The 20,257-nt window shown below is 66.6% G+C and carries 19 protein-coding genes and 1 tRNA gene; 14 read left to right on the top strand and 6 right to left on the bottom strand.

Going from position 1 to position 20,257, the window contains the following annotated elements:
- Nucleotides 1-29: 29 nt before the first annotated feature.
- Together mpl and E5CHR_RS04895 are read left to right on the top strand one after the other, a co-directional pair.
- Complete coding sequence (mpl, locus tag E5CHR_RS04900) at nt 30-1,517, top strand: UDP-N-acetylmuramate:L-alanyl-gamma-D-glutamyl-meso-diaminopimelate ligase (RefSeq protein WP_162578641.1); 1,488 nt, start codon at nt 30-32, stop codon at nt 1,515-1,517.
- Between the two features lie 4 nt (nt 1,518-1,521).
- A complete protein-coding gene (locus E5CHR_RS04895) occupies nt 1,522-2,022 on the top strand; it encodes a cupin domain-containing protein (protein WP_162578640.1) in 501 nt (166 codons plus the stop codon).
- A gap of 18 nt (nt 2,023-2,040) precedes the next feature.
- On the opposite strand, the gene E5CHR_RS04890 is transcribed toward E5CHR_RS04895, so the two are convergent.
- The 3 genes from E5CHR_RS04890 to rodA form a co-directional block, all read right to left on the bottom strand.
- The gene (locus tag E5CHR_RS04890) at nt 2,041-3,159 is read right to left on the bottom strand and encodes a 3-deoxy-7-phosphoheptulonate synthase (protein WP_162578639.1); all 1,119 of its coding nucleotides are present in this window, start codon (nt 3,157-3,159) and stop codon (nt 2,041-2,043) included.
- 219 nt (nt 3,160-3,378) lie between these two features.
- A complete protein-coding gene (gene tldD, locus E5CHR_RS04885) occupies nt 3,379-4,839 on the bottom strand; it encodes a metalloprotease TldD (RefSeq protein WP_162578638.1) in 1,461 nt (486 codons plus the stop codon).
- Between the two features lie 55 nt (nt 4,840-4,894).
- The gene (gene rodA, locus E5CHR_RS04880; RefSeq protein WP_162578637.1) at nt 4,895-6,049 is read right to left on the bottom strand and encodes a rod shape-determining protein RodA; all 1,155 of its coding nucleotides are present in this window, start codon (nt 6,047-6,049) and stop codon (nt 4,895-4,897) included.
- Nucleotides 6,050-6,136: 87 nt separating this feature from the next.
- Here rodA and E5CHR_RS04875 point away from each other — a divergent pair, with 87 nt between their 5' ends.
- The 5 genes from E5CHR_RS04875 (at nt 6,137) to mtgA (ending at nt 11,350) form a co-directional block, all read left to right on the top strand.
- Nucleotides 6,137-6,733, top strand: a complete 597-nt coding sequence (locus tag E5CHR_RS04875) for a YqiA/YcfP family alpha/beta fold hydrolase (protein WP_162578636.1) — start codon at nt 6,137-6,139, stop codon at nt 6,731-6,733.
- 93 nt (nt 6,734-6,826) lie between these two features.
- Complete coding sequence (locus E5CHR_RS04870; protein ID WP_162578635.1) at nt 6,827-8,887, top strand: ribonuclease catalytic domain-containing protein; 2,061 nt, start codon at nt 6,827-6,829, stop codon at nt 8,885-8,887.
- Nucleotides 8,884-9,747 carry an energy transducer TonB gene (locus tag E5CHR_RS04865; RefSeq protein WP_162578634.1) on the top strand — a complete coding sequence of 288 codons (864 nt, stop codon included), beginning with the start codon at nt 8,884-8,886 and terminating at the stop codon, nt 9,745-9,747. The genes E5CHR_RS04870 and E5CHR_RS04865 overlap by 4 nt, the downstream gene beginning before the upstream one ends.
- A 14-nt stretch (nt 9,748-9,761) precedes the next feature.
- Nucleotides 9,762-10,604, top strand: a complete 843-nt coding sequence (gene aroE, locus E5CHR_RS04860) for a shikimate dehydrogenase (protein WP_162578633.1) — start codon at nt 9,762-9,764, stop codon at nt 10,602-10,604.
- Nucleotides 10,601-11,350, top strand: a complete 750-nt coding sequence (mtgA, locus tag E5CHR_RS04855) for a monofunctional biosynthetic peptidoglycan transglycosylase (RefSeq protein WP_162578632.1) — start codon at nt 10,601-10,603, stop codon at nt 11,348-11,350. The genes aroE and mtgA overlap by 4 nt, the downstream gene beginning before the upstream one ends.
- Nucleotides 11,351-11,634: 284 nt before the next feature.
- Here the strand turns inward: mtgA and E5CHR_RS04850 are convergent, their stop codons facing one another.
- Both E5CHR_RS04850 and E5CHR_RS04845 read right to left on the bottom strand, forming a co-directional pair.
- Nucleotides 11,635-12,882: a nitrilase-related carbon-nitrogen hydrolase gene (locus E5CHR_RS04850; protein WP_162578631.1), complete on the bottom strand. Its 1,248-nt coding sequence runs from the start codon at nt 12,880-12,882 to the stop codon at nt 11,635-11,637.
- Between the two features lie 8 nt (nt 12,883-12,890).
- On the bottom strand, nt 12,891-13,775 hold the full coding sequence (locus tag E5CHR_RS04845) for a 3-keto-5-aminohexanoate cleavage protein (protein ID WP_162578630.1): 885 nt from the start codon (nt 13,773-13,775) through the stop codon (nt 12,891-12,893).
- 178 nt (nt 13,776-13,953) lie between these two features.
- Between E5CHR_RS04845 and E5CHR_RS04840 the strand changes: the two genes are divergently transcribed.
- The 7 genes from E5CHR_RS04840 to E5CHR_RS04810 all read left to right on the top strand — a co-directional run bounded on the left by E5CHR_RS04840 (nt 13,954) and on the right by E5CHR_RS04810 (nt 19,964).
- The gene (locus E5CHR_RS04840; RefSeq protein WP_232061958.1) at nt 13,954-14,559 is read left to right on the top strand and encodes a TetR/AcrR family transcriptional regulator; all 606 of its coding nucleotides are present in this window, start codon (nt 13,954-13,956) and stop codon (nt 14,557-14,559) included.
- A 161-nt stretch (nt 14,560-14,720) separates the two neighbouring features.
- Nucleotides 14,721-15,638, top strand: coding sequence for a tripartite tricarboxylate transporter substrate binding protein (locus E5CHR_RS04835; RefSeq protein ID WP_232061957.1), 918 nt, complete (start codon nt 14,721-14,723; stop codon nt 15,636-15,638).
- A gap of 4 nt (nt 15,639-15,642) precedes the next feature.
- Nucleotides 15,643-16,959 carry a CapA family protein gene (locus E5CHR_RS04830; protein ID WP_162578628.1) on the top strand — a complete coding sequence of 439 codons (1,317 nt, stop codon included), beginning with the start codon at nt 15,643-15,645 and terminating at the stop codon, nt 16,957-16,959.
- 10 nt (nt 16,960-16,969) lie between these two features.
- Nucleotides 16,970-17,764 (top strand): aspartate/glutamate racemase family protein, encoded by a 795-nt coding sequence (locus E5CHR_RS04825; RefSeq protein ID WP_162578627.1) that lies wholly within the window; start codon nt 16,970-16,972, stop codon nt 17,762-17,764.
- 1 nt (nt 17,765) lies between these two features.
- A complete protein-coding gene (locus E5CHR_RS04820; protein WP_162578626.1) occupies nt 17,766-18,599 on the top strand; it encodes a sugar phosphate isomerase/epimerase family protein in 834 nt (277 codons plus the stop codon).
- Nucleotides 18,600-18,616: 17 nt separating this feature from the next.
- Nucleotides 18,617-18,913 carry a putative quinol monooxygenase gene (locus E5CHR_RS04815; protein ID WP_162578625.1) on the top strand — a complete coding sequence of 99 codons (297 nt, stop codon included), beginning with the start codon at nt 18,617-18,619 and terminating at the stop codon, nt 18,911-18,913.
- Between the two features lie 76 nt (nt 18,914-18,989).
- Nucleotides 18,990-19,964 carry a Bug family tripartite tricarboxylate transporter substrate binding protein gene (locus tag E5CHR_RS04810; RefSeq protein WP_232061956.1) on the top strand — a complete coding sequence of 325 codons (975 nt, stop codon included), beginning with the start codon at nt 18,990-18,992 and terminating at the stop codon, nt 19,962-19,964.
- 210 nt (nt 19,965-20,174) lie between these two features.
- Here E5CHR_RS04810 and E5CHR_RS04805 read toward each other — a convergent pair.
- A tRNA-Gly gene (locus E5CHR_RS04805) sits at nt 20,175-20,250 on the bottom strand.
- Nucleotides 20,251-20,257 lie beyond the last annotated feature (7 nt).

Below are 20,257 nucleotides of genomic sequence, written 5' to 3'. Positions count from 1 at the left end.
CGCCTTCGGGTGATCCCTAGAATCGGCCGATGCACATTCACATCCTCGGCATCTGCGGCACCTTCATGGGGGGTCTGGCAGCGCTGGCGCGCGAGGCCGGCCATCGGGTGACCGGCTGCGACGCCGGCGTCTATCCGCCGATGAGCGACCAGTTGCGCGCCCTCGGCATCGAGCTGATCGAAGGCTATGGCGCCGACCAGATGGCGCTGGCGCCGGATGTCTTCGTGATCGGCAACGTGGTGTCGCGCATCCGACTTGCTGACGGGACGCCCAAGTTCCCGCTGATGGAAGCGATCCTCGACGCCGGCGCGCGCTACACCAGCGGACCGCAGTGGTTGGCCGAAGAAGTGCTGCAGGGCCGGCATGTGCTGGCCGTGGCCGGCACGCATGGCAAGACCACGACGACCTCCATGCTGGCATGGATCCTCGAGCGTGCAGGCCACTCGCCGGGCTTCCTGGTGGGCGGAGTGCCGCTGGATTTCGGCGTCTCCGCCCGGCTGGGAGGCAGCATCCGAAGCACGAGCGCAGCGCCGCGCCGCCTCGAGCCAACAAGCGCTTCCAAGGTCGGCAATGCGGCACACGGATGGGCAAACGCGGGCGCCACATTCGTGATCGAGGCCGACGAATACGACACCGCATTCTTCGACAAGCGCAGCAAGTTCGTCCACTACCGGCCGCGCACGGCGATCCTGAACAACCTGGAGTTCGACCACGCCGACATCTTCGACGACCTGCCTGCGATCGAGCGGCAGTTCCACCACCTGGTGCGCACGGTACCGGCCAGCGGCCGCGTGGTGGTCAACGCGACAGAGGACAGCCTGCAGCGCGTGCTCGCCCAAGGCTGCTGGAGCGAGCTGGCACGCTTCGGCGGCGGCGGCGAATGGCAAGCGCGCGGAACGCACGACGCCTTCGACATCCTTCGGCGAGGCGAACGGGTCGGCCGCGTCGAGTGGGCGCTCTCGGGGTTGCATAACCAGATGAACGCCCTAGGCGCCATTGCCGCCGCGGAACATGTGGGCGTGGCGCCGGCCGAAGCAGCTGCTGCGCTGGCGAGCTTTCGCAACGTGCGCCGACGCATGGAAGTGTGCGGAACGGTCGATCGGCCGGGTGGCCCGATCACGGTGTACGACGATTTTGCCCACCACCCGACGGCCATCCGCACCACGCTGGAAGGCCTTCGCAACAAGCTCGACGCCGGCGGTCATCGCGGCGAGCGCATCCTGGCTGCGTTCGAGCCGCGCAGCAACACCATGAAGCTGGGCACCATGGCCGCTCAATTGCCGTGGAGCCTGGAGCAGGCCGACCTGGCCTTTTGCCACAGCGGCGGTCTCGAATGGGACGCAGTGGCCGCGCTGCTGCCAATGGGCGCACGCGCTCGCGTGGCAGGCTCCATCGAGCCTCTGGTCGCACAGATCGTGGCTGCTGCACAACCTGGCGACCATATCGTCTGCATGAGCAACGGCGGCTTCGGTGGCGTGCACGAAAAGCTCCTTTCGGCCCTGCGCGCGGCAGAATGAGCGGATGCGCGCACACGAACTGATCGACACGCTGAAGCTGGCACCGCATCCCGAAGGCGGCTGGTACCGCGAGGTGTTTCGCTCTGCCACGCAGGTCTCGCCGGCCGACGGGCGCACGCCGCGCCAGGCGCTCACCACCATCTACTTCCTGCTCGAGGCACAGCAGCATTCACGCTGGCACCGCGTGCTCTCCGACGAGGTCTGGGTCCACCTCGAGGGTGCGCCGCTGGCGTTGTGGACCACCGATGCGGCCTTGCGAACGCCGCCGGCGCATGTCCGGCTCGGTCCGGTCGACGTGCACGGAACCCATCCGCAACACACGGTGACGGCCGGCCGCTGGCAGGCGGCAAAGCCGCTGGTGACGCCGGCAAGCGCCGACTACACGCTGGTCAATTGCACCGTGGGCCCTGGCTTCGACTTCAACGACTTTTCTTTCATGCAGCCCGACGGCGACGAGGCGGCGCTGCTGCGCCACCACTGGCCCGCATTGGCCGAGCTGATCTGAAGCGCCCGGCAGGCGCTTTCAGCCGCGGCGTGCCTTGACAGCCTCCGACAGGAGCGCCAGCACCTGCGCCGAGTCGTCCCAGCCCAGGCAGGCATCGGTGATGCTCTTGCCGTATTCGAGGTTCGCGACACTGTCCTTGCCGGCGCTGAATTTCTGGGCACCGGCGCTCAGATGGCTCTCGACCATCAGGCCGAAGATGCTGCGCCCCCCGTGGGCAATCTGCCCCGCGATGTCCTGGGCCACCTCGATCTGCTTCTGGTGTTGCTTGCTGCTGTTGGCGTGACTGCAGTCCACCATCAGGATCGGCGCAAGCCTGGCGGCCTCCAGGTCCTTGCAGGCGGCAGCCACACTGGCCGCATCGTAGTTGGGCGCCTTCCCGCCGCGCAGGATGACGTGGCAGTCCTTGTTGCCGTTGGTCTGCACGATCGCGACCTGGCCGTTCTTGTGCACCGACAGAAAGTGATGTCCGCGCGCCGCTGCCTGGATCGCGTCCGTGGCGATTCGGATGTTGCCGTCGGTGCCGTTCTTGAAGCCGATGGGGGCCGACAGTCCCGAGGCCAACTCGCGGTGCACCTGGCTCTCGGTGGTCCGCGCGCCGATCGCGCCCCAGGAAATCAGGTCGCCGATGTACTGCGGCGAGATCACGTCGAGGAACTCGCTGCCGGCCGGCAGGCCGAGCCGGTTGATTTCTATCAGCAGTTGGCGCGCGATGCGAAGCCCTTCGTCGATGCGGAAGCTTTCGTCGAGGTAGGGGTCGTTGATCAGCCCCTTCCAGCCCAACGTCGTGCGCGGCTTCTCGAAGTAGACCCGCATCACGATCTCCAGCGTGCCGGCGTACTTCTCGCGCTCGGCCTTCAGGCGCCGGGCGTATTCGAGCGCGGCGTCCGGGTCGTGGATCGAACACGGCCCCATCACCACCAGCAGCCGGTCGTCCTTGCCGCTCATGATGTTGTGGATGGCACGGCGGGTGCCGGTGATCAGCGTCTCCACCGGCGTGCCGCGGATCGGGAAGAAGCGGATCAGGTGTTCGGGAGGGGGTAGCACGGTGATGTCCTTGATGCGTTCGTCGTCGGTTCGGCTGGTTTTCTCGACGCTCGCATACCAGTTCTCGGTGGCGGGGACGTTGCTCGTGCTCATGGTTCGTTCCTTCGAAAGATGAAAATCATCGGGGCATAAAAAAACCGCCGGGGCTCGAGGCGCCGGCGGTTCTGGGAGGGGTGTTCAGTGTGCTTTACGCGCTCGCCTCTCGTCCGCCGGAGTCCGGGAACCAAAAGTACGAAAAGAAGAACGCAACGCGCGAAGACATAGGGGCGCAATGTAGCACAGGAAGATGAAAAGACCTGTTGCGCAAAGGCCTCAGGCGGTGCCGCCCACGGTCAGGCCGTCGATGCGCAGGGTGGGCTGTCCCACCCCGACCGGCACGCTCTGGCCTTCCTTGCCGCAGGTGCCCACGCCGGAGTCGAGCGCCATGTCGTTGCCGATCATCGTGACGCGCGTCAGTGCGTCCGGACCATTGCCGACCAGGGTCGCGCCTTTCACGGGGTATTGGATCTTGCCATTTTCCACCCAGTAGGCTTCGCTGGCCGAGAACACGAACTTGCCGCTGGTGATGTCGACCTGCCCGCCGCCGAAGTTGGTGGCGTAGAGTCCCTTCTTGATGCTGGCGACGATCTCCTCGGGCACCTTGTCGCCGCCGAGCATGTAGGTGTTGGTCATGCGCGGCATCGGCACATGGGCATAGCTCTCGCGGCGGCCGTTGCCGGTGGGTTTGACCTTCATCAGGCGCGCGTTGAGAGAGTCCTGGATGTAGCCCTTGAGGATGCCGTCCTCGATCAGCACGTTGCGTTGCGTGGCGTTGCCCTCGTCGTCCACGTTGAGCGAGCCGCGGCGGTCGGCGATGGTGCCGTCGTCCAGCACGGTCACGCCCTTGGCGGCCACGCGTTCGCCGATGCGGCCGGAGAAGGCACTCGACCCCTTGCGGTTGAAGTCGCCCTCCAGCCCATGGCCGATCGCCTCGTGCAGCAGGATGCCGGGCCAGCCCGGGCCGAGCACCACGGTCATCTCGCCTGCCGGCGCCGGACGCGAATCCAGGTTGGTCAGCGCCTGCTGGACCGCCTGGTCGACGTACTCGGCAATGTGCGCCTCGTCGAAGTAGGCGAGGCCAAAGCGTCCGCCCCCGCCGCCCGAACCCACCTCGCGGCGGCCGTTCTGCTCGGCGATCACCGTGACAGAGAGGCGCACCAGCGGCCGCACGTCGGCAGCCAGGGTTCCGTCGGCCCGCGCCACGAGCACCACGTCGTACTCGCTCGCCAGGCCTGCCATCACCTGTGCCACGCGCGGATCCCGCGAGCGCGCGAGCTTCTCGACCTTGCCCAGCAGCTCGACCTTGGCGGCGCTGTCGAGTGTGGAGATCGGATCCACGCCGTGATACAGCGAGCGGCTGGTCGCGATCTTGCGTGTCGGCGCCTTCACGCGCCCGTTGCGCCCGGCGGCGGAAATGGTGCGCACGGTACGTGCCGCATCGAGCAGCGAGGCCTCGGAAATGTCGTCGGAGTAGGCGAAGGCCGTCTTCTCGCCGCTCACGGCGCGCACGCCCACGCCCTGGTCGATGCTGAAGCTGCCGGTCTTCACGATTCCCTCTTCCAGGCTCCAGCCTTCGCTGCGGGTGTACTGGAAATAGAGGTCGGCGTCGTCCACCTTGTGGGCGGTGATCTCGGACAGGGCGCGCAGCAGGTGCGATTCGTCCAGGCCGAAGGGCGTGAGCAGGAGCTGCTGCGCCGTGGCGAGGCGCTCGAGGGTGGGTTCGCGGGAGATCATCGAGGGATTCTAGGCTCGCACCCCTGATGATGCTCGGAAGACCTGAATGCGCTTCTCAGCTCTGCATCAGCCGCTTGGCCCGCGCGATGGCCATCAGGATGCCCAGCCCCGACCCCAGCGTGACCATCGCAGTGCCGCCATAGCTGATGAAGGGCAAGGGCACGCCCACCACCGGGAGAATGCCGCTCACCATGCCCATGTTCACGAACGCATAGGTGAAGAAGATCATTGTCACCGCTCCGGCCAGGAGGCGCGAGAACAGCGTGGGCGCGTCCATCGCGATGGCCAGCCCGCGAAAGATCAGGAAGATGAACGCCGCGATCAGCGCCAGGTTGCCTGCAAGGCCGAACTCCTCGGAGTAGGCCGCGAAGATGAAGTCGGTGGTGCGCTCCGGAATGAACTCCAGGTGCGTCTGCGTGCCCTGCATGAAGCCCTTGCCACCCACCCCGCCGGAGCCGATGGCGATCATGCCCTGGATGATGTGGAAGCCCTTGCCCAGCGGGTCCTTGGTCGGATCGAGCAGCGTGCAGATGCGCTGCTTCTGGTAGTCGTGCAGGACGCGCCAGTCCACGCCGTCGGCGCACAGCTGCGATTCAAAGCCCACGATCAAGGACACCGCGATCGCTCCGAGGATCACCGGCGGAACGATCAGCTTCCATGGAAGGCCGGCAAAGAAGATCACCGACAGGCCGGCTGCCAGCACCAGCAACGCGGTGCCCAGGTCGGGCTGCTTCATGATGAGGCCTACCGGCACCGCCAGCAGCACCGTCGCCACCACGAAGTCCAGCGGCCGAAGCTGCCCCTCGCGGCGCTGGAACCACCAGGCCAGCATCAGCGGCATGGCGATCTTCAGGATTTCGCTGGGCTGGATCACCATCCCGACATTGATCCAGCGGGTCGCTCCCTTTTTCGTGATGCCGAACAGCGCCACCGCAACCAGCAGCCCAACACCCACCACGTAGATCGGCACGGCGAAGAACATCAGCCGCTGCGGCGGCACCTGTGCGACCACGAACATGATGAAGCCGGCCAGCAGCATGTTGCGGCCATGATCCATGAAGCGCGTGCCGTGGTCGTAGCCGGACGAGTACATGGTCAGCAGTCCGGCACAGGCCAGCAGCAGCACCGCGAAGGCGAGAAAGCCGTCGAAGCCCTGGAACACGGGCGCGATGCGTCGCGCGAGGGACGGCTGGTGGAACACGGCGGACATGGGCGCGGATTATCCGCGCAGTGCTGCCCTGCGCGAGCTTGACGGACAATCGCCGGCGCACCGACTGTGCTCAATTGCGACAAAGGCATGAACTCCGCGCGCACCACCCACTTGCTGTACCTCCACGGCTTCCGCTCCTCGCCCCAGTCGACCAAGGCGCGCCAGATGGCGCAGCGCGTCCGCGAGCGGCACCCGCAGATGCACTGGTGGTGCCCGCAGCTGCCACCTTCGCCGCGCCAGGCCATCGACCTGATCATGCGGGGCATCGCGCAATGGCCACGCGACAGCATGGCGGTGGTCGGCTCCTCGCTGGGTGGTTACTACGCCACCTACGTGACCGGCAAGACGCGCTGCCGCGCGGTGCTGCTGAACCCGGCCGTCGACCCGGCGCGCAACCTGGCGAACTACATCGGCGATCAGACGGCGTGGCACGATCCGGCCGAGCATTTCTATTTCCGCCCCGAGTACATCGACGAGCTGCGTGTGCTGGACGTCGGCCCGCTGCCCCGGCCGGAACAGGTCTTCGCCGTCATCGCCAAAGGCGACGAGCTGCTGGACTGGCGGGAGATGTCGGCCCGTTATCCAGGCAGCCGCATCAAGCTGCTGGAGGGCGGGGACCACGCCCTTTCCGATTTCGAGCGTTGCCACCTGGACGACGTCATCGACTTCGTCGACCCGGCCTGAGCGCCGCCCGGCCGCCCGCGGCCATTCGCCCGCCCAAGGCGAAGGCACTCCAGCGAGGCCCAACGCCCTCCCACGCATGGGACAATCCGCCCCATGTTTGTATTGTTCGAGGAAGCCGGCAAATACCTGGGCGGCCGTGTCCTGTCGGAGGCGGAGTCCTCCGCGCAGGTGGAGCTCGATTCCGGCAAGCGCGTCAAGGTGAAGGCTGCCAACGTCGTGCTGCGCTTCGAAAAGCCGGCGCCGACCCAACTGCTGGATGAAGCCCGCGAGCTCGCCGCCGGCATGGACCTCGACCTGGCCTGGGAATTCGCGCCCGAAGGGGAATTCAGCTTTGCCGAGCTGGCCTGCGACTATTTTCAGGACCCCCCCGCTCTGGCGCAGCAGGCCGCTTCGCTCCTGGCGCTGTTCGAGGCGCCGCACTACTTCCGCCGCGCCGGCAAGGGCCGCTTCAAGAAAGCGCCGGCCGAAATCGTGCAGCAGGCACTCGCCGCCATCGAGAAGAAGAAGCAGGTACAGGCCCAGATCGCCGAGTGGGCCGCGCAACTCGGCGCTGGCGAGTGCCCGCCGCCGGTACGCGAGCAGCTCTACAAGATCCTCTTCAAGCCCGACAAGAACGCGCCCGAGTACAAGGCCGTGGTGGAGGCCTCGCGCGCCACGCAGCGCCCGCCCCTCGAACTGCTGCAGCGCGCCGGTGCCATCGACTCGCCTTACCAGTTCCACTGGCGCCGCTTTCTATTCGAGAACTTTCCCAAGGGCACCGGCTTTCCCGCGCTCAAGGCACCCGCCATTGCCGACGAGCTGCAGCGCGCCGAAGTGCAGGCCTTCTCGGTCGACGATTCGCACACCACCGAGATCGACGATGCGCTTTCGGTCACCGGCCTCGGCAGCGGCACGGTCCGGGTCGGCATCCACATCGCGGCGCCGGCCCTCGCGCTGGCACCGGGCAGCCCGATCGACCAGGTGGCACGCGCGCGCATGTCCACCGTCTACATGCCGGGCCACAAGATCACCATGCTGCCCGACGATGTGGTCGAAACCTACACCCTGCAGGAGGGCCGCGACTGCCCGGCCGTCTCGCTCTATGCCGAGTTCGACGAAGCCACGCTGGCGCTCAAGACCACTGAGACCCGCCTCGAGCGCGTGCCCGTCGTGGCCAACCTGCGGCACGACCAGCTCGACGGCTTCATCACCCAGGCGTGGCTCGAAGACGCTTCGGTCACGACCGCGGGCACACCCGAGGTGGCCACCCGGCTGCGCGAGCCGCTGTCCTTTCTTTTCCGGCTTGCCAGGCAGCTGAAGGCGCAGCGCGAGGTCGTGCGCGGCAAGCCCGAGAGCTTCAACCGGCCGGATTACAACTTCCGCTTGCCCGAGGTGCAGGGCGAGCCCGCCGGTGACGAGCAGGTACAGATCACGACGCGGCAGCGCGGCGCGCCGCTGGACCTGATCGTGTCCGAGGCCATGATCCTGGCCAACAGCAGCTGGGGCAGCTGGCTCGGCGAACTCGGTGTGCCGGCGCTCTACCGCAGCCAGGCCAGCCTGGCACCCGGCATCAAGGTGCGCATGGGCACCAAGGCGCTTCCGCATGCCGGGCTGGGCGTGAAGAGCTACGCCTGGAGCACCTCTCCGCTGCGCCGCTACACCGACCTGGTGAACCAATGGCAGATCATCGCGGCCGCGCGCCACGGCAAGACCGCCGCGCTGGCAGCGCCCTTCAAGCCCAAGGATGCCGATCTGTTCTCAATCCTCTCGGGCTTCGATGCCGCCTATGCCGCCTACAACGCACACCAGGGGGCCATGGAACGCTTCTGGACGCTCAAGTACCTGGAGCAGGAGGGCATCGCAGAGCTCGACGCCACGCTGATCAAGGACGTTCCCAACGGCGCCCTGGCCCGTGCCGACGCACTGCCACTGGTGTTCCAGGTCACCGGCACCCAGGGGCTCGCGCGCGGCGCCCGGGTGCGCGTGAAACTCGGCGAAGTCGACGAGATCGCGCTCGACGTGCACGGCACCGTCATCGAACGCCTCGATACCGCACCGGCCGAAGCAGTAGCCGAAGAAGAAGGCGACGAAGAAGAAGTCGCCGGGCCGATCGCCATTGCGGTGGACCTCGCCGACAGCGACGAGGCGCCTTCGCCCGAGAAGGCGCCTGCATGAACCTGCGCGACCTGAGCAGCCTGCAACTTGCGCTCGGCATCTCGGTTGCCGCGCACGCCCTGCTGCTCGCGTTTCGCTTCGCCGATCCCGAGTCCTTCAACCGCGTCTTCACCGAGACGCCGCTGGAGGTGATACTGGTCAACGCCAAGACCAACGAGCGTCCCGAGAAAGCCATGGCCATTGCCCAGAGCTCGCTGGCCGGCGGCGGCGACCTCGATCGCGGCCGCGCCACCAGCCCGCTGCCGCCCTCCACCTTCACCACCATCGGCGATTCGATGGAAGACGCGCAGCGCCAGGTCGAGGCCATGCAGGCCCAGCAAATGCTGCTGCTGGCGCAGATCAAGGAGCAGCTCGCCGCAATGCCGCTGCCCGACCCGCGCCACCAGGGCAATCCCAGCGAAAACGCGGCGCGCGAGGAAAAGCGGCGCCAGCTGGTCAAGATCCTGGCCGAGATCGAGCGCCGGGTGAACGAGGAGAACGCACGCCCCAAGAAGCGCTACCTCAGCCCTGCCACGCGCGAAGCCACTTATGCCGTGTACGTCGACGCACTGCGCCGCAAGATCGAGGCGCGCGGCACCGCGAACTTCCCGGAGCTGGCAGGCAAGAAGCTCTACGGCGAGCTCACGATGATGGTGACCGTCAACTTCGACGGCGCGATCCTCGGCACCGAGGTCATCGAAGGCTCGGGCAATGCCACGCTCGACCGGCGCGCACAGGCCATCGTGCGCAGCATCGGCAGCTTCGGCAAGTTCACGGATGCGATGCGGCGGCAGACCGACCAGATCGTGCTGCCCTCGCGCTTCAAGTTCACGCGCGACGAGACGCTCGAAGCGCAGGTCTCCTCGTCGTCCAAGCAGTGAGCGAGCGAGGCACCATGGATCTCTACTGCGTGATGGGCAACCCGGTCGAGCACAGCCGCTCGCCATGGATTCACGCGCGCTTCGCCGAGCTGACCGGGCAGGCGCTGGACTATGGCCGGCGACTGGTGCCGCTCGACGGCTTCGAGGCGGCTGTTGCGGCCTTTCGTGCCGAGACGGCCGGCCGGGCGCGCGGCTGCAACATCACCGTGCCTTTCAAGTTCGAGGCGGCAGCGCTCGCCCAGCACCTGAGCCCGCGCGCCATGCTGGCCCGCGCCGTCAACACGCTGCGCTTCGACGAAGACGGCATCCACGGCGACAACACCGACGGCGCCGGGCTCGTGGCCGACATCACGCAGCACGCAGGCGTCGCAGTGGCGGGCCGCGAGCTGCTGCTGCTGGGCGCCGGCGGGGCCGCCGCCGGGGTGCTGGGGCCGCTGCTGGAAGCCGGTCCGCGCCGCGTGGTGGTGGCCAATCGCACGCTGGCCAAGGCGATCGCGCTGGTGCGGCACCATGCGGCGCTTGCGCTGCAGCATGGCATCACGCTCGAGGCCCACGAACTGCAGTCCGTGCCCGGCGAGTTCGACATCATGGTGAACGGCACTGCCTCCAGTCTCGCTGGGGGCGAAGTGCCGGTGGCGGTCCGCGTGCTGCGCAGCGGCGCCCTGGCCGTCGACATGATGTACGGGCCCGCGGCCGCCGCCTTCCTGGATTGGGCCCGCGAACATGGCGCCGTGGCGCGCGATGGGCTGGGCATGCTGGTCGAACAGGCGGCCGAGTCCTTCGCCTTCTGGCGTGGCGTGCGCCCTCCCTCGGCGCAGGTGCTCGCCGAACTGCGCGCGGTGGTCGACGGCAAGTGAAGGCCCTGCTGCGCTGGGTGCTGTGCCTGCTGTTCGCGGCGCTGGCACTCGAGGTCTTCTTCATCGGGCGCATCGCCGTGATGGCGATGATCGATCCACAGTCCACCGCCTTCCAGCGTTCCGAGGCCTGGCAGCTCGCGACCGAGGGGCGCAGCAATGGCAGACGGGACTGGAGACAGCAATGGGTGCCGTATGCCCAGATCGCGGACAACCTGAAGCGCGCCGTCATCGCGAGCGAGGACAGCGAGTTCATCTATCACAACGGCGTCGAGTGGGAGGCGATCGAGCGTGCGCGCCAGCGCAACGCCAAGGCCGAGCAGATCGCCGCCCGGCGCGCCGCACAGATGCGCGCGCGCGGCAAGGAGCCGCGCCCTGTGCAGTTGCGTGGCGGTTCGACCATCACGCAGCAGCTCGCGAAGAACCTGCTGCTGTCGGGCGAGCGCACGCTGCTGCGCAAAGGCCAGGAACTGCTGCTCGCCATCGCACTGGAACTGCTGCTGGACAAGCAGCGCATCCTCGAGATCTACCTCAATAACGTGGAGTGGGGAGAGGGCATCTTCGGCGCCGAAGCTGCTGCGCAGCACTACTTCAGGAAACCGGCGTCGCGGCTCGGCGCGCAGGAGGCCGCGCGACTGGCGGTGATGCTGCCGAGCCCGAAGTTCTTCGAGCGGCGGTCCCAATCGGCCTATCTTGCCGGCCGCGCAGCCACCATTGCGGCGCGCATGCCGTCGGCCGAGTTGCCCTGATCTGCAGGGCAGCGCTGGCGAGTGTCATGAGGCGGAACACTGCGCTGCGCATCTGGCATGCCTTCGGTCTGCACCGCACCGGCAAGAGACTTTCAAACTGTCCACCGACCCGATGTTCATCGACAAGGCGCGACATCGTGGGCCCGTACCTGGGTCCACCGGTCAAAGCCATGGCGCGCCGGTGGCGTGTCCCTGGGGCGCGAGGGCAAGAGGTCGTCCAAGTCGATGTCCGTCGGCCCTTGACATCTCGGTCTCCCTGAAAGCCTGTGGAAGGGGAAACATGCCTACTCCGTGAAGAACTTTGTCCCAGCCGCAAACCGGTTAGGCTTCATGAACACGGACAGGAAAACGGCACCTTCCGGCGCATGTGCCACGTGGATGTTCCCACCCGGACGCCACACGAACTCCCCGGGGCCGGCACTGCCTTCGGCATCGACGAGTTGCCCCTCGAGCACGTACGTCTGCTCGATCGCCGTGTGCTCGTGCAGCGGCACAACGGCCCCCGGCGCCATCTTGAACAGGATCGTCGACATACCGGTGACCTTGTCCGAGTAGAGCATCTTCATCTCGATGCCGTCGAACTGCGTCGGCTGCCATGGCATCTGCGGGACGTCGAGATAGTGCGACCGCAGCGCAGGTGCTTGCTCGGCGACGTCTGGCATCGGTACTTCGGAACTGGAGGACATGGGCGGAGCCTTCGTTGTCTGGGATGAGGGAGAAATCTCGCGGACGTTGAATGCGCGGTCGGCGCGGAGACTGGGAATTTGCCGGCGCACTTCTTCCACGAGACCGAGGTCCAGGTCCACGAACAGCAGCGCGGAGGGTTCCGTTTCGAGTTCGCCCATCGCGTTGCCCCACGGATCGAGTGCAAGTGTGCGGCCGTGCGTACTGCGGCCGCCCGGGCTGCTGCCGCATGTCGCGGGCGCCAGAACGAAGGCCGTGTTCTCGATCGCCCTGGCGGTCAGCAGAGGACGCCAATGGGCAGGGCCCGTTGCCGTCGCAAATGCCGAAGGCACCACGATGACTTCAGCGCCGGCCTGCGCCAGGCGGCGGTACAGGCCCGGGAACCGAAGGTCGTAGCAGATCGAGAGGCCCACCTTGCCAAAAGGCGTTGCCACGACGACTGCTTCGTTGCCGGGCGCATAGGCGGAGGACTCGAGAATCCTGCGACCTCCGGCCAGTTCGACATCGAACATATGCAGCTTGTCGTAACTCGCGGCAATGTCTCCGTTGCTGTCCAGCAGCAGCGACCGGTTCGACATCTTGTCGCCGTTGGGCACGACCATCGATCCGAGCAGCACCCAGATGGAATGCCTCGCGGCAAGCGCGCGGATCGCGTCCAGCACGGACTCTGCGCGCTCTGCTGCGTGCCGCATCTCCGTACGCGAGCCATGCAGGAACGTCGCATATTCCGGAAGCAGAATCCAGCTGGCGCCCTGGTCCGCAGCCTTGCGAGCCAGCCTGGCCACCTCCGCAAGATTCGCATCGAGATCGGGGCCCGGTTCGAGCTGGGCCAGGGCCACGCGCGCCATATCGCGTCTCAGGAGGCAGGGCGCAGCCCCAGCTGCGCGCGGGCCTGCGATGGCGTGGCGACCTCGATGTCGAGCGATTCCAGCACGCGGACCGCCTTCTCGACGAGCTGCGCATTGCTGGTGGCTTCCACGCCGCGCGACAGGTACAGGTTGTCTTCGAGGCCGACCCGCACATGGCCGCCGAGCAATGCAGCCTGCGCCACCATCGGAAACTCGTGCCTGCCGATACCGAACGCTGCCCACTTCGCACCGGACGGCAACTGGCTCCTGAAATGCATCATGGTTTCGGGATTCGCCGGCGCGCCCCAGGGAACCCCGAGCACCACCTGCCACAGCGGATCCTGCGGGATGAGGCCACGGTCGATCATGTGCTTTGCGAGCTCCACATGGCCCGTGTCGAAGACCTCGAGCTCCGGCTTGGAGCCCGCCTCCCGGATGACGGCCGCGATCGTTTCGATGTGCGCCGGCACATTGACCAGGACTCCCTTGCCGAAGTTGAGCGAACCCATGTCGAGCGTGCAGACCTCGGGTTTGAGGGCCAGGATGTGCGCGCAGCGCTCCTCGGGCGTGCGCAGGTTCGATCCCGCCGCAGCGGTGTTCGGCTTGTGGTTGTCCGGCAGCAACCGGGCGCCCGCCCCGGTCGTCAGGTTCACGATGACCTGCGAACCACTGTCGCGGATGCGTTCGACGACTTCGCGGTAGAGCGCCACATCGAGCGATGGCTTGCCAGTCTCAGGGTCGCGCACGTGGATGTGGACGATGGCTGCGCCTGCGTTGCAGGCCTGGACGGCGGAATCCGCGATCTGCCCCGGCGTCACGGGAATCGCCGCGAAGCGCCCAGCCGTGTCGTCGCCGCCCGTGACGGCGCACGTGATGATGGTAGGTTTTTTCATCCTGTTTTATCCAAACGATCGTTTTAATATAGCTGATCAAGCGGAGGCGTGCAATGGGGGTGCCTAGAATGTCCCAACCCTCGGAACGCGACCCATGCCAACACCCCAGCCCACCCCGGCACCCACTAAGCGCGGCCCCAATACATCTGGTGAGCAGACGCGCATACAGATCCTGGACGTGGCAGAACGCCTCTGTGCCGAAGGAGGGTTCGAAAGCCTTTCGATCCGCGCGATCAGCGATGCGGCGCAAGTCAACATCGCGGCCATCACCTACCACTTCGGCGGCAAGGCCCAGCTTTTCGAGGAGATGTTCAAACGGCGTGTCGTCCCCTTGAACGAACAGCGGCTGGCGTTGCTCGATGCCGCCCTGGCCCAGCCACCTGTGACGCTGGAGCACGTCGTGCGCGCCTTCGTCGAGCCGCCGATGCGGCTGACCGGCACCAGTGCAAAGGGGAATTCCGGCCTGGTGGTGATGCAGTTCCTGTCGCGCGTGTTCTCGATGCCTGGCGAGACCGAATTCCTCGGCCGCTACTACGAGCCGGTCCGAAGCCGCTTCATCCTGGCGCTGCAGCACCAGTTGCCTGGCATTCCCCTGCTCGAGATCGTGTGGCGCTACAACCTCATGGTGGGCGGAATCATCTACGCCATGGGCGGCATCGAGCGCATGCAGCGGCTGCCGGCCGCCTACGCGTCCATGACCCCCGAGGAGGAGCCTGACGTGGAAGCAGGCATCCGCCGCATCGTCCGCTTCATGCAAAGCGGCTTCGCCGCAGCCGCGGGGTAGGCGCGTCCCTCCTCCGCGCCGCGTTCGCCAAGCATCCGTAGAAACGCCAATATCAGCGCGGCCAAAGTGACCTACATTTATTCAAACGTTGGATTGAATAAATGATTATGTCCATCACTCGCCGCTCTCTTCTTTCCTTGGCCTGCCTGGCAGTGGCTCCCATGGCCGCATGGGCCCAGACATGGCCGGCCAAGCAGCCGCTGCGCATCGTCGTGCCGTACTCGCCCGGCGGCGCAACCGATGCGGTCGCACGGCTCGTGGGGCAGCGCCTGGGCGACATCCTCGGCCAGAGCGTGATCGTCGACAACCGGCCAGGCGGCAACTCCAATATCGGGATGCAGCACGTGGCCAGGGCCGAGCCCGACGGCTACACGCTGGGCCTGGTCGCCAACTCCCTGGCCACCAACAACGCGCTCTTCGCGGGTTTGCCGTTCGACGGCCGGAAGGACTTCGCGCCGATCGTCCTCATCGCGTCCGCACCTCAGCTCGTCGCCGTCGCAGCCGATTCCCCCATCGCTTCGTTGACGGCCTTGCTGGGCAAGGCGAAAGCTGCCCCAGGTGAACTCACGTACGGCAGCCCCGGGTCCGGCAGTTCAGCCCACCTCGCGGGCGAGGCGCTCCGGCAGCTTGCGGGCATCGACGTGCGCCACATACCGTACAAGGGAGCGGCACCCGCGCTCACCGACATGATCGGCGGCCGGATCAGCTACATGCCCATGAACACTGCCGAGGCGATGGGCCACATCAGGGGCAAGCGCGTCCGTGTGCTCGCGATCGCCGCAGCGCAGCGCTTTCCGCAGTTGCCTGATGTGCCGACCTCCGCCGAGGCCGGGCTCCCGGGCTACGTCGAGTCCGTCTGGTTCGGCTTCGCCTATCCTGCCGGCACTCCCGTGGAGATCGTCGATCGCATGAACGCGGCGGTGAACCAGGCACTGAAGGATCCGGTGACGAAGCAGCGGCTCACCGACTTGGGCGCAGTGCCCGCGGGTGGCTCGGCGGACGAGTTCACGCGCTTCATCGCGTCGGAACGGGCACGGATCGAGCGGCTGGTGAGCGTGGCCAACATCAAGGCGGAGTGAAGCCTTGGCAGACACGCTCACGCTGCGCGCGGTCGGGGACCTCTACATCGGCAAGCCGCTTGAAAGCGAGGCGGACACTGCGTTCCTGGCTGCGGTGAACACGCTCCGATCGGCGGACGCGCGTTTCGGCAACCTGGAATTCCAGCTGCTGCGGCAAGGAATGGCGGGCGCACATGCAGCACCGGGCGCCTGGGCCGGCGCGCCGCAGGCTGCGGCCGATCAGGTCGTCTGGCTGGGTCTGGACGCGGTCAGCACGGCGAACAACCACGCCGGGGACTATGGCGAGGCCGGGCAGGCCAGCACCGAGGAAGCACTGCAGGTGCGCCGGATCGCCTGGTGCGGGACGGGGCCCGACCTGGCTGCCGCGCAGGCTCCCGCATTCGTCGACACCCCCAAAGGGCGGGTTGCATTCGTGGCCGTGTCGTCCAGCTACGTCGCGCACGCCCGGGCGGGCAAGGCCAGGGGCGAAGCGCCCGGCCGCCGGGGCCTGGCGCCGCTGCGCTTCGGCACGCGGTACCGGATCGACGCCGAGTCGTATGCAGCGCTGCAACGCATCACCGAACAGTTGCCGCTCGAGCATCTTGCCGGCCACCGGGAACGGCCGCTGGCACGGCGTTACGACGCCGAACGCGGCCAGGGGCTTGAATTCTTCGGCAGCGAATTCTCGTGCGGCGAAACCTTCGGCGTCGAGTCGTGGGCGGCACCGGACGACTTGTCCGATCTGGTGGAGAGCGTACGCGCTGCCAAGCGGGAAGCCGACTGGGTGGTGGCAAGCCTGCATTCACACGAGTACGACGAGCGCCCCGACCGGCCGGCCGCGTTCGCAGTGCAGGCATGCACGCAGGCGATCGAGGCCGGCGCCGACGCGGTCATCGGCCACGGCGCCCACGGCGTGCGCGGCATCCAGATCCACCGAGGCCGGCCCATCTTCTACGGCGTCGGCGCCTTCGTCTTCCAGCCTTACCTCTTTCCTTCGCAGCCTTCGGACTTCTACGAGGCTTATGCGATGGGGGACGCCTCGCTGCGCGAAGCCTACCGCGTACGCAAGGAGCGCGCGGGCTTCTTCGCCAAGCGGCACTACTGGGAAGCCATGCTCGTGCAGCTCGAATTCACACGCGATGCCGCGCCCCAGTTCGAGGTCTCCCCCATCGTGCTGTGGAATGCCGACGCCGCCGAGCCCGATGGCTTGCCGCGTCTCGCGCACAACGAAGACGGGATCGCACTGCTTCGAAAAATCCAGCGGCTCAGCACGGAACTGGGCGCCGCGCTCGCTCTCGACAGCACCCGCTTCGTCCTTCGAAACACCTCAACACAACCCTAGGACTCCAACCATGAAACTCTGGTACCAACTCGTCTCCTCGAACTCGGGGATGAAGAACTTCCTCAAGGCCACGCAGGACCTTTGCGACGGAGCCGCAGCACCCGGCACGGTTGTCGAAGTGCGCGGCACGCAGCAGGGTGCGCTGGGCGACCAGTTCCGCCTGTTCTGGAACTACGACGTGCGCGAGATCATCGACAACGCCCTCGAGATCCGCAAGGAGGGCGGCTACGACGCCTTCGTTCTCGCCAACTCGCTCGACCCCGCGCTGGTCGAACTGCGCGAGGTCATGGACATTCCTGTCGTGTCGCACATGGAGGTGTGCTGCTTCCACGCCTGCACCATGGGGGAGAAGTTCGGCCTGGTGGTGCCCAATGAAAAGATGATGCCGCGCTATCGTGAGATCCCGATCGGCTACGGCCTGCGCGACCGGCTCGCTTCGGTCGAGGCGGTCGAGTTCTCCAACATCCGCGGCTTCGACCAGGTGTTCACGGACGAGAAGTTGGGCGACGATTGCGTCGCGCAGATCTTTGCCGCCGCACGCCGCTCCATCGACAAGGGCGCCGAAGTCGTGATCCCGGCCGGGCCCACTTCCACCCTGCTCGCGCAGCGCGGGATCTTCGAGGTCGACGGCGTGCCGCTGCTCGATTGCTACCGACTGCTCGTCAAGGCCGCCGAGTTGGCGGTGGCCATGAAGCAGATGACGGGCATCCATGTCAGCCGAAAGCTGCTCTACCAGGCGCCCGCCGAAGAATACGTGCAGCGCGTTGCGGAAGTCCGCAACATCGACGCGCTGCGCCCGCGCTGACATGACGCCCTCACGTCTCGCGATCAACCAGATCACCACCAAGTCGTGGTCGCTGGAGCAAGCCATCGTCGGATATGCCCGGGCGGGCGTGCATGGGATCGGCGTCTGGCGCGACAAGCTGCAGCAATGCGGCATCGGCCGCGCACGGTCGCTGCTGCGCGATGCGCAGGCCTGGGTACCTTCGCTCTGCAAGGCTGGCGACCTCGCCGCGATGCGGGCGCATGGCGCATCGGCGGCCCTGGACGACTGCCGACGCGCCTGCGACGAGGCGGCCGAGATCGGTGCTCCGACCGTCGTCTTCGTCTGCGGTGGCATCGGCGGTGCGTCCTCCCTGGCTGACGCACGAACGCAGGTTGCAGAACTTCTTCTGCAAGCTGCCGAATACGCGGCGAAGGCGGGGGTGACGCTGGGGATCGAGCCGTTCCATCCCATGCACGCGGCGGAACGCGGCTGCATCAACACCCTGCGGCAGGCGCATGCGCTGCGCCAGCAGGTCGGACCCTCGGCCAAGGTCGTGTTCGACGTCTTCCACTGCTGGTGGGACCCCGACGTGATGACGTACACCGCGGCGCCGTACACGCAGGAAACGGCGACCGTCCAGCTGTGCGACTGGCGCGTTCCCACGCGCCATCCGGTGACCGACCGCGCCATGGTCGGCGACGGGGTCGCCGATATCGCCGCGATGGTGCGGCAGTTCGAAGCGAACGGGTACACGGGCCCCTACGAGATCGAGATCTTCTCGGAAGACTGGTGGGCCGTCGATCCCGCGCAGGTCGTCGCGACATGCATCGACCGCTACCGGCAAGTGACGGCATCCGCCGCGCTTGCGCATTGAAACCCAGGAGCTACCACATGACCATCTCCCTCATCGTCGAGTTCTCGATCAAGACCCACCACCGCGAAGACTTCCTCGCGGTGATGCAGAACCACGCGCGCGAGTCGCGCAAGGAAGAGGGCTGCCTGCAGTTCAAGATCATCACGCCGTCCGCACCCATGGACGATCGTGTCTTCCTCTTCGAGGAATGGAAGGACCAGGCCGCGCTCGACTGGCATCTGAAGCACTCCAAATTGGGCGAGACCCGCAAGCAGTACGACGCCTGGATCTTCAACCGGCACATCCTGCATGGCGCAGTGCAGCCCGAGACCTGAAGGCATCGCCGCCTGAAGCGCCCCGATGGCTCGGCCACCGCAGTCGAGTGATCTCAAATATCGAAGGAGACCCATCTTGCAAGCCATCCGCAACATCCTCAAGGTCGCCGCTCTGGCGTCATGTGCCGCAACGCTGCCCGCCCCGGCGCAGGACGCCTACCCCAACAAACCCGTGCGCCTTGTCGTCGGAGCGGCCGCCGGTGGTCCCACGGACATCGTCGCTCGGCTGCTGGGCGAGCGCATGGGCAAGAGCATGGGCACGACTTTCGTCGTCGAGAACCGCGGCGGCGGCGGCGGCGTGATCGCGTCGGAGACGGTCGCCCGCGCGCCCGCCGACGGCTACACGATCCTGATGGGCTCGATCAGCACCCACGGCATCAACCCGTCTCTCTACAAGAAGCTGAACTACGACGCCATCAAGGACTTCACGCCGATCTCCGAGGTGGTGTCCTATCCGATGGTGGTCGTGGTCAACCCGGCGGTTCCGGTCCGAAACGTCCCGGAGCTGGTGGCGTACGCCAAGAAGCCCGGCAAGGGCCTGAGCCGCGGTTCCGCGGGTAATGGAACGTCCATGCACCTCGCAGGCGAGCTGTTCGACACCGCCGCCGCGATCAAGACCGTGCATGTCCCGTACAAGGGCAGCGCACCGGCCGTGGCAGCGCTCGTCGGAGGCGACATCGATGTCAGCTTCGAAAGCATCCCTGTCGCACTCCCCCAGGTGAAGGCCGGCAAGCTCCGAGCGATCGCCGTCACCAGCAACAAGCGATCGCCGGTCATGCCCGACGTTCCCACAGTGGCTGAAACGGTCCCGGGCTACGGGTTCGAGGGATGGCTGGGATTGCTCGCGCCCGCGGGAACGCCGCAGCCCATCATCGACAAACTGCACCGAGAGGCCGCAAAGGCGCTCGCCGACCCCGACCTTCGCCAGAAGCTGCTGGACAACGTGATGCTGCCTGTGGGCAGTTCGCCCAAGGAATTCGAGGCTTTCATCCGCAGCGAGATCGACAAGCTCGCCGTGGTTGTGCGATCAGCTGGTGCGACGGTTGATTGAACCTAGATTCGGCAGTTGACGCTTGCGGCCTTCGGGACAGCCGCATGAGCACTGCGCCTGGCAGCTTCGGTCACGCTCACCTTCGGGGTGACAGCGCTATGCGCCCGCTGGCACCGCGCTCGCCGCAGCTGGCCAGTGCGGCAAAACAGGGCCATAAGGCCCTGCTTTCAACGAGTCATGGAATTCTCTGGAATCCCATGGATCGAATTTTGGAGCGGGAAAAGAGTCTCGAACTCTCGACCTCAACCTTGGCAAGGTTGCGCTCTACCAACTGAGCTATTCCCGCGTTTGAA

Source organism: Variovorax sp. PBS-H4 (assembly GCF_901827205.1).
GTDB lineage: Bacteria > Pseudomonadota > Gammaproteobacteria > Burkholderiales > Burkholderiaceae_C > Variovorax.
This window is presented reverse-complemented; position numbering and strand designations above follow the sequence as displayed.

Coding starts and splice junctions, on each gene's coding strand:
- mpl (WP_162578641.1), top strand. CDS start 30: ATGCACATTCACATCCTCGGCATCTGCGGCACCTTCATGGGGGGTCTG.
- E5CHR_RS04895 (WP_162578640.1), top strand. CDS start 1,522: ATGCGCGCACACGAACTGATCGACACGCTGAAGCTGGCACCGCATCCC.
- E5CHR_RS04890 (WP_162578639.1), bottom strand. CDS start 3,159: ATGAGCACGAGCAACGTCCCCGCCACCGAGAACTGGTATGCGAGCGTC.
- tldD (WP_162578638.1), bottom strand. CDS start 4,839: ATGATCTCCCGCGAACCCACCCTCGAGCGCCTCGCCACGGCGCAGCAG.
- rodA (WP_162578637.1), bottom strand. CDS start 6,049: ATGTCCGCCGTGTTCCACCAGCCGTCCCTCGCGCGACGCATCGCGCCC.
- E5CHR_RS04875 (WP_162578636.1), top strand. CDS start 6,137: ATGAACTCCGCGCGCACCACCCACTTGCTGTACCTCCACGGCTTCCGC.
- E5CHR_RS04870 (WP_162578635.1), top strand. CDS start 6,827: ATGTTTGTATTGTTCGAGGAAGCCGGCAAATACCTGGGCGGCCGTGTC.
- E5CHR_RS04865 (WP_162578634.1), top strand. CDS start 8,884: ATGAACCTGCGCGACCTGAGCAGCCTGCAACTTGCGCTCGGCATCTCG.
- aroE (WP_162578633.1), top strand. CDS start 9,762: ATGGATCTCTACTGCGTGATGGGCAACCCGGTCGAGCACAGCCGCTCG.
- E5CHR_RS04850 (WP_162578631.1), bottom strand. CDS start 12,882: ATGGCGCGCGTGGCCCTGGCCCAGCTCGAACCGGGCCCCGATCTCGAT.
- E5CHR_RS04845 (WP_162578630.1), bottom strand. CDS start 13,775: ATGAAAAAACCTACCATCATCACGTGCGCCGTCACGGGCGGCGACGAC.
- E5CHR_RS04835 (WP_232061957.1), top strand. CDS start 14,721: ATGGCCGCATGGGCCCAGACATGGCCGGCCAAGCAGCCGCTGCGCATC.
- E5CHR_RS04825 (WP_162578627.1), top strand. CDS start 16,970: ATGAAACTCTGGTACCAACTCGTCTCCTCGAACTCGGGGATGAAGAAC.
- E5CHR_RS04820 (WP_162578626.1), top strand. CDS start 17,766: ATGACGCCCTCACGTCTCGCGATCAACCAGATCACCACCAAGTCGTGG.
- E5CHR_RS04815 (WP_162578625.1), top strand. CDS start 18,617: ATGACCATCTCCCTCATCGTCGAGTTCTCGATCAAGACCCACCACCGC.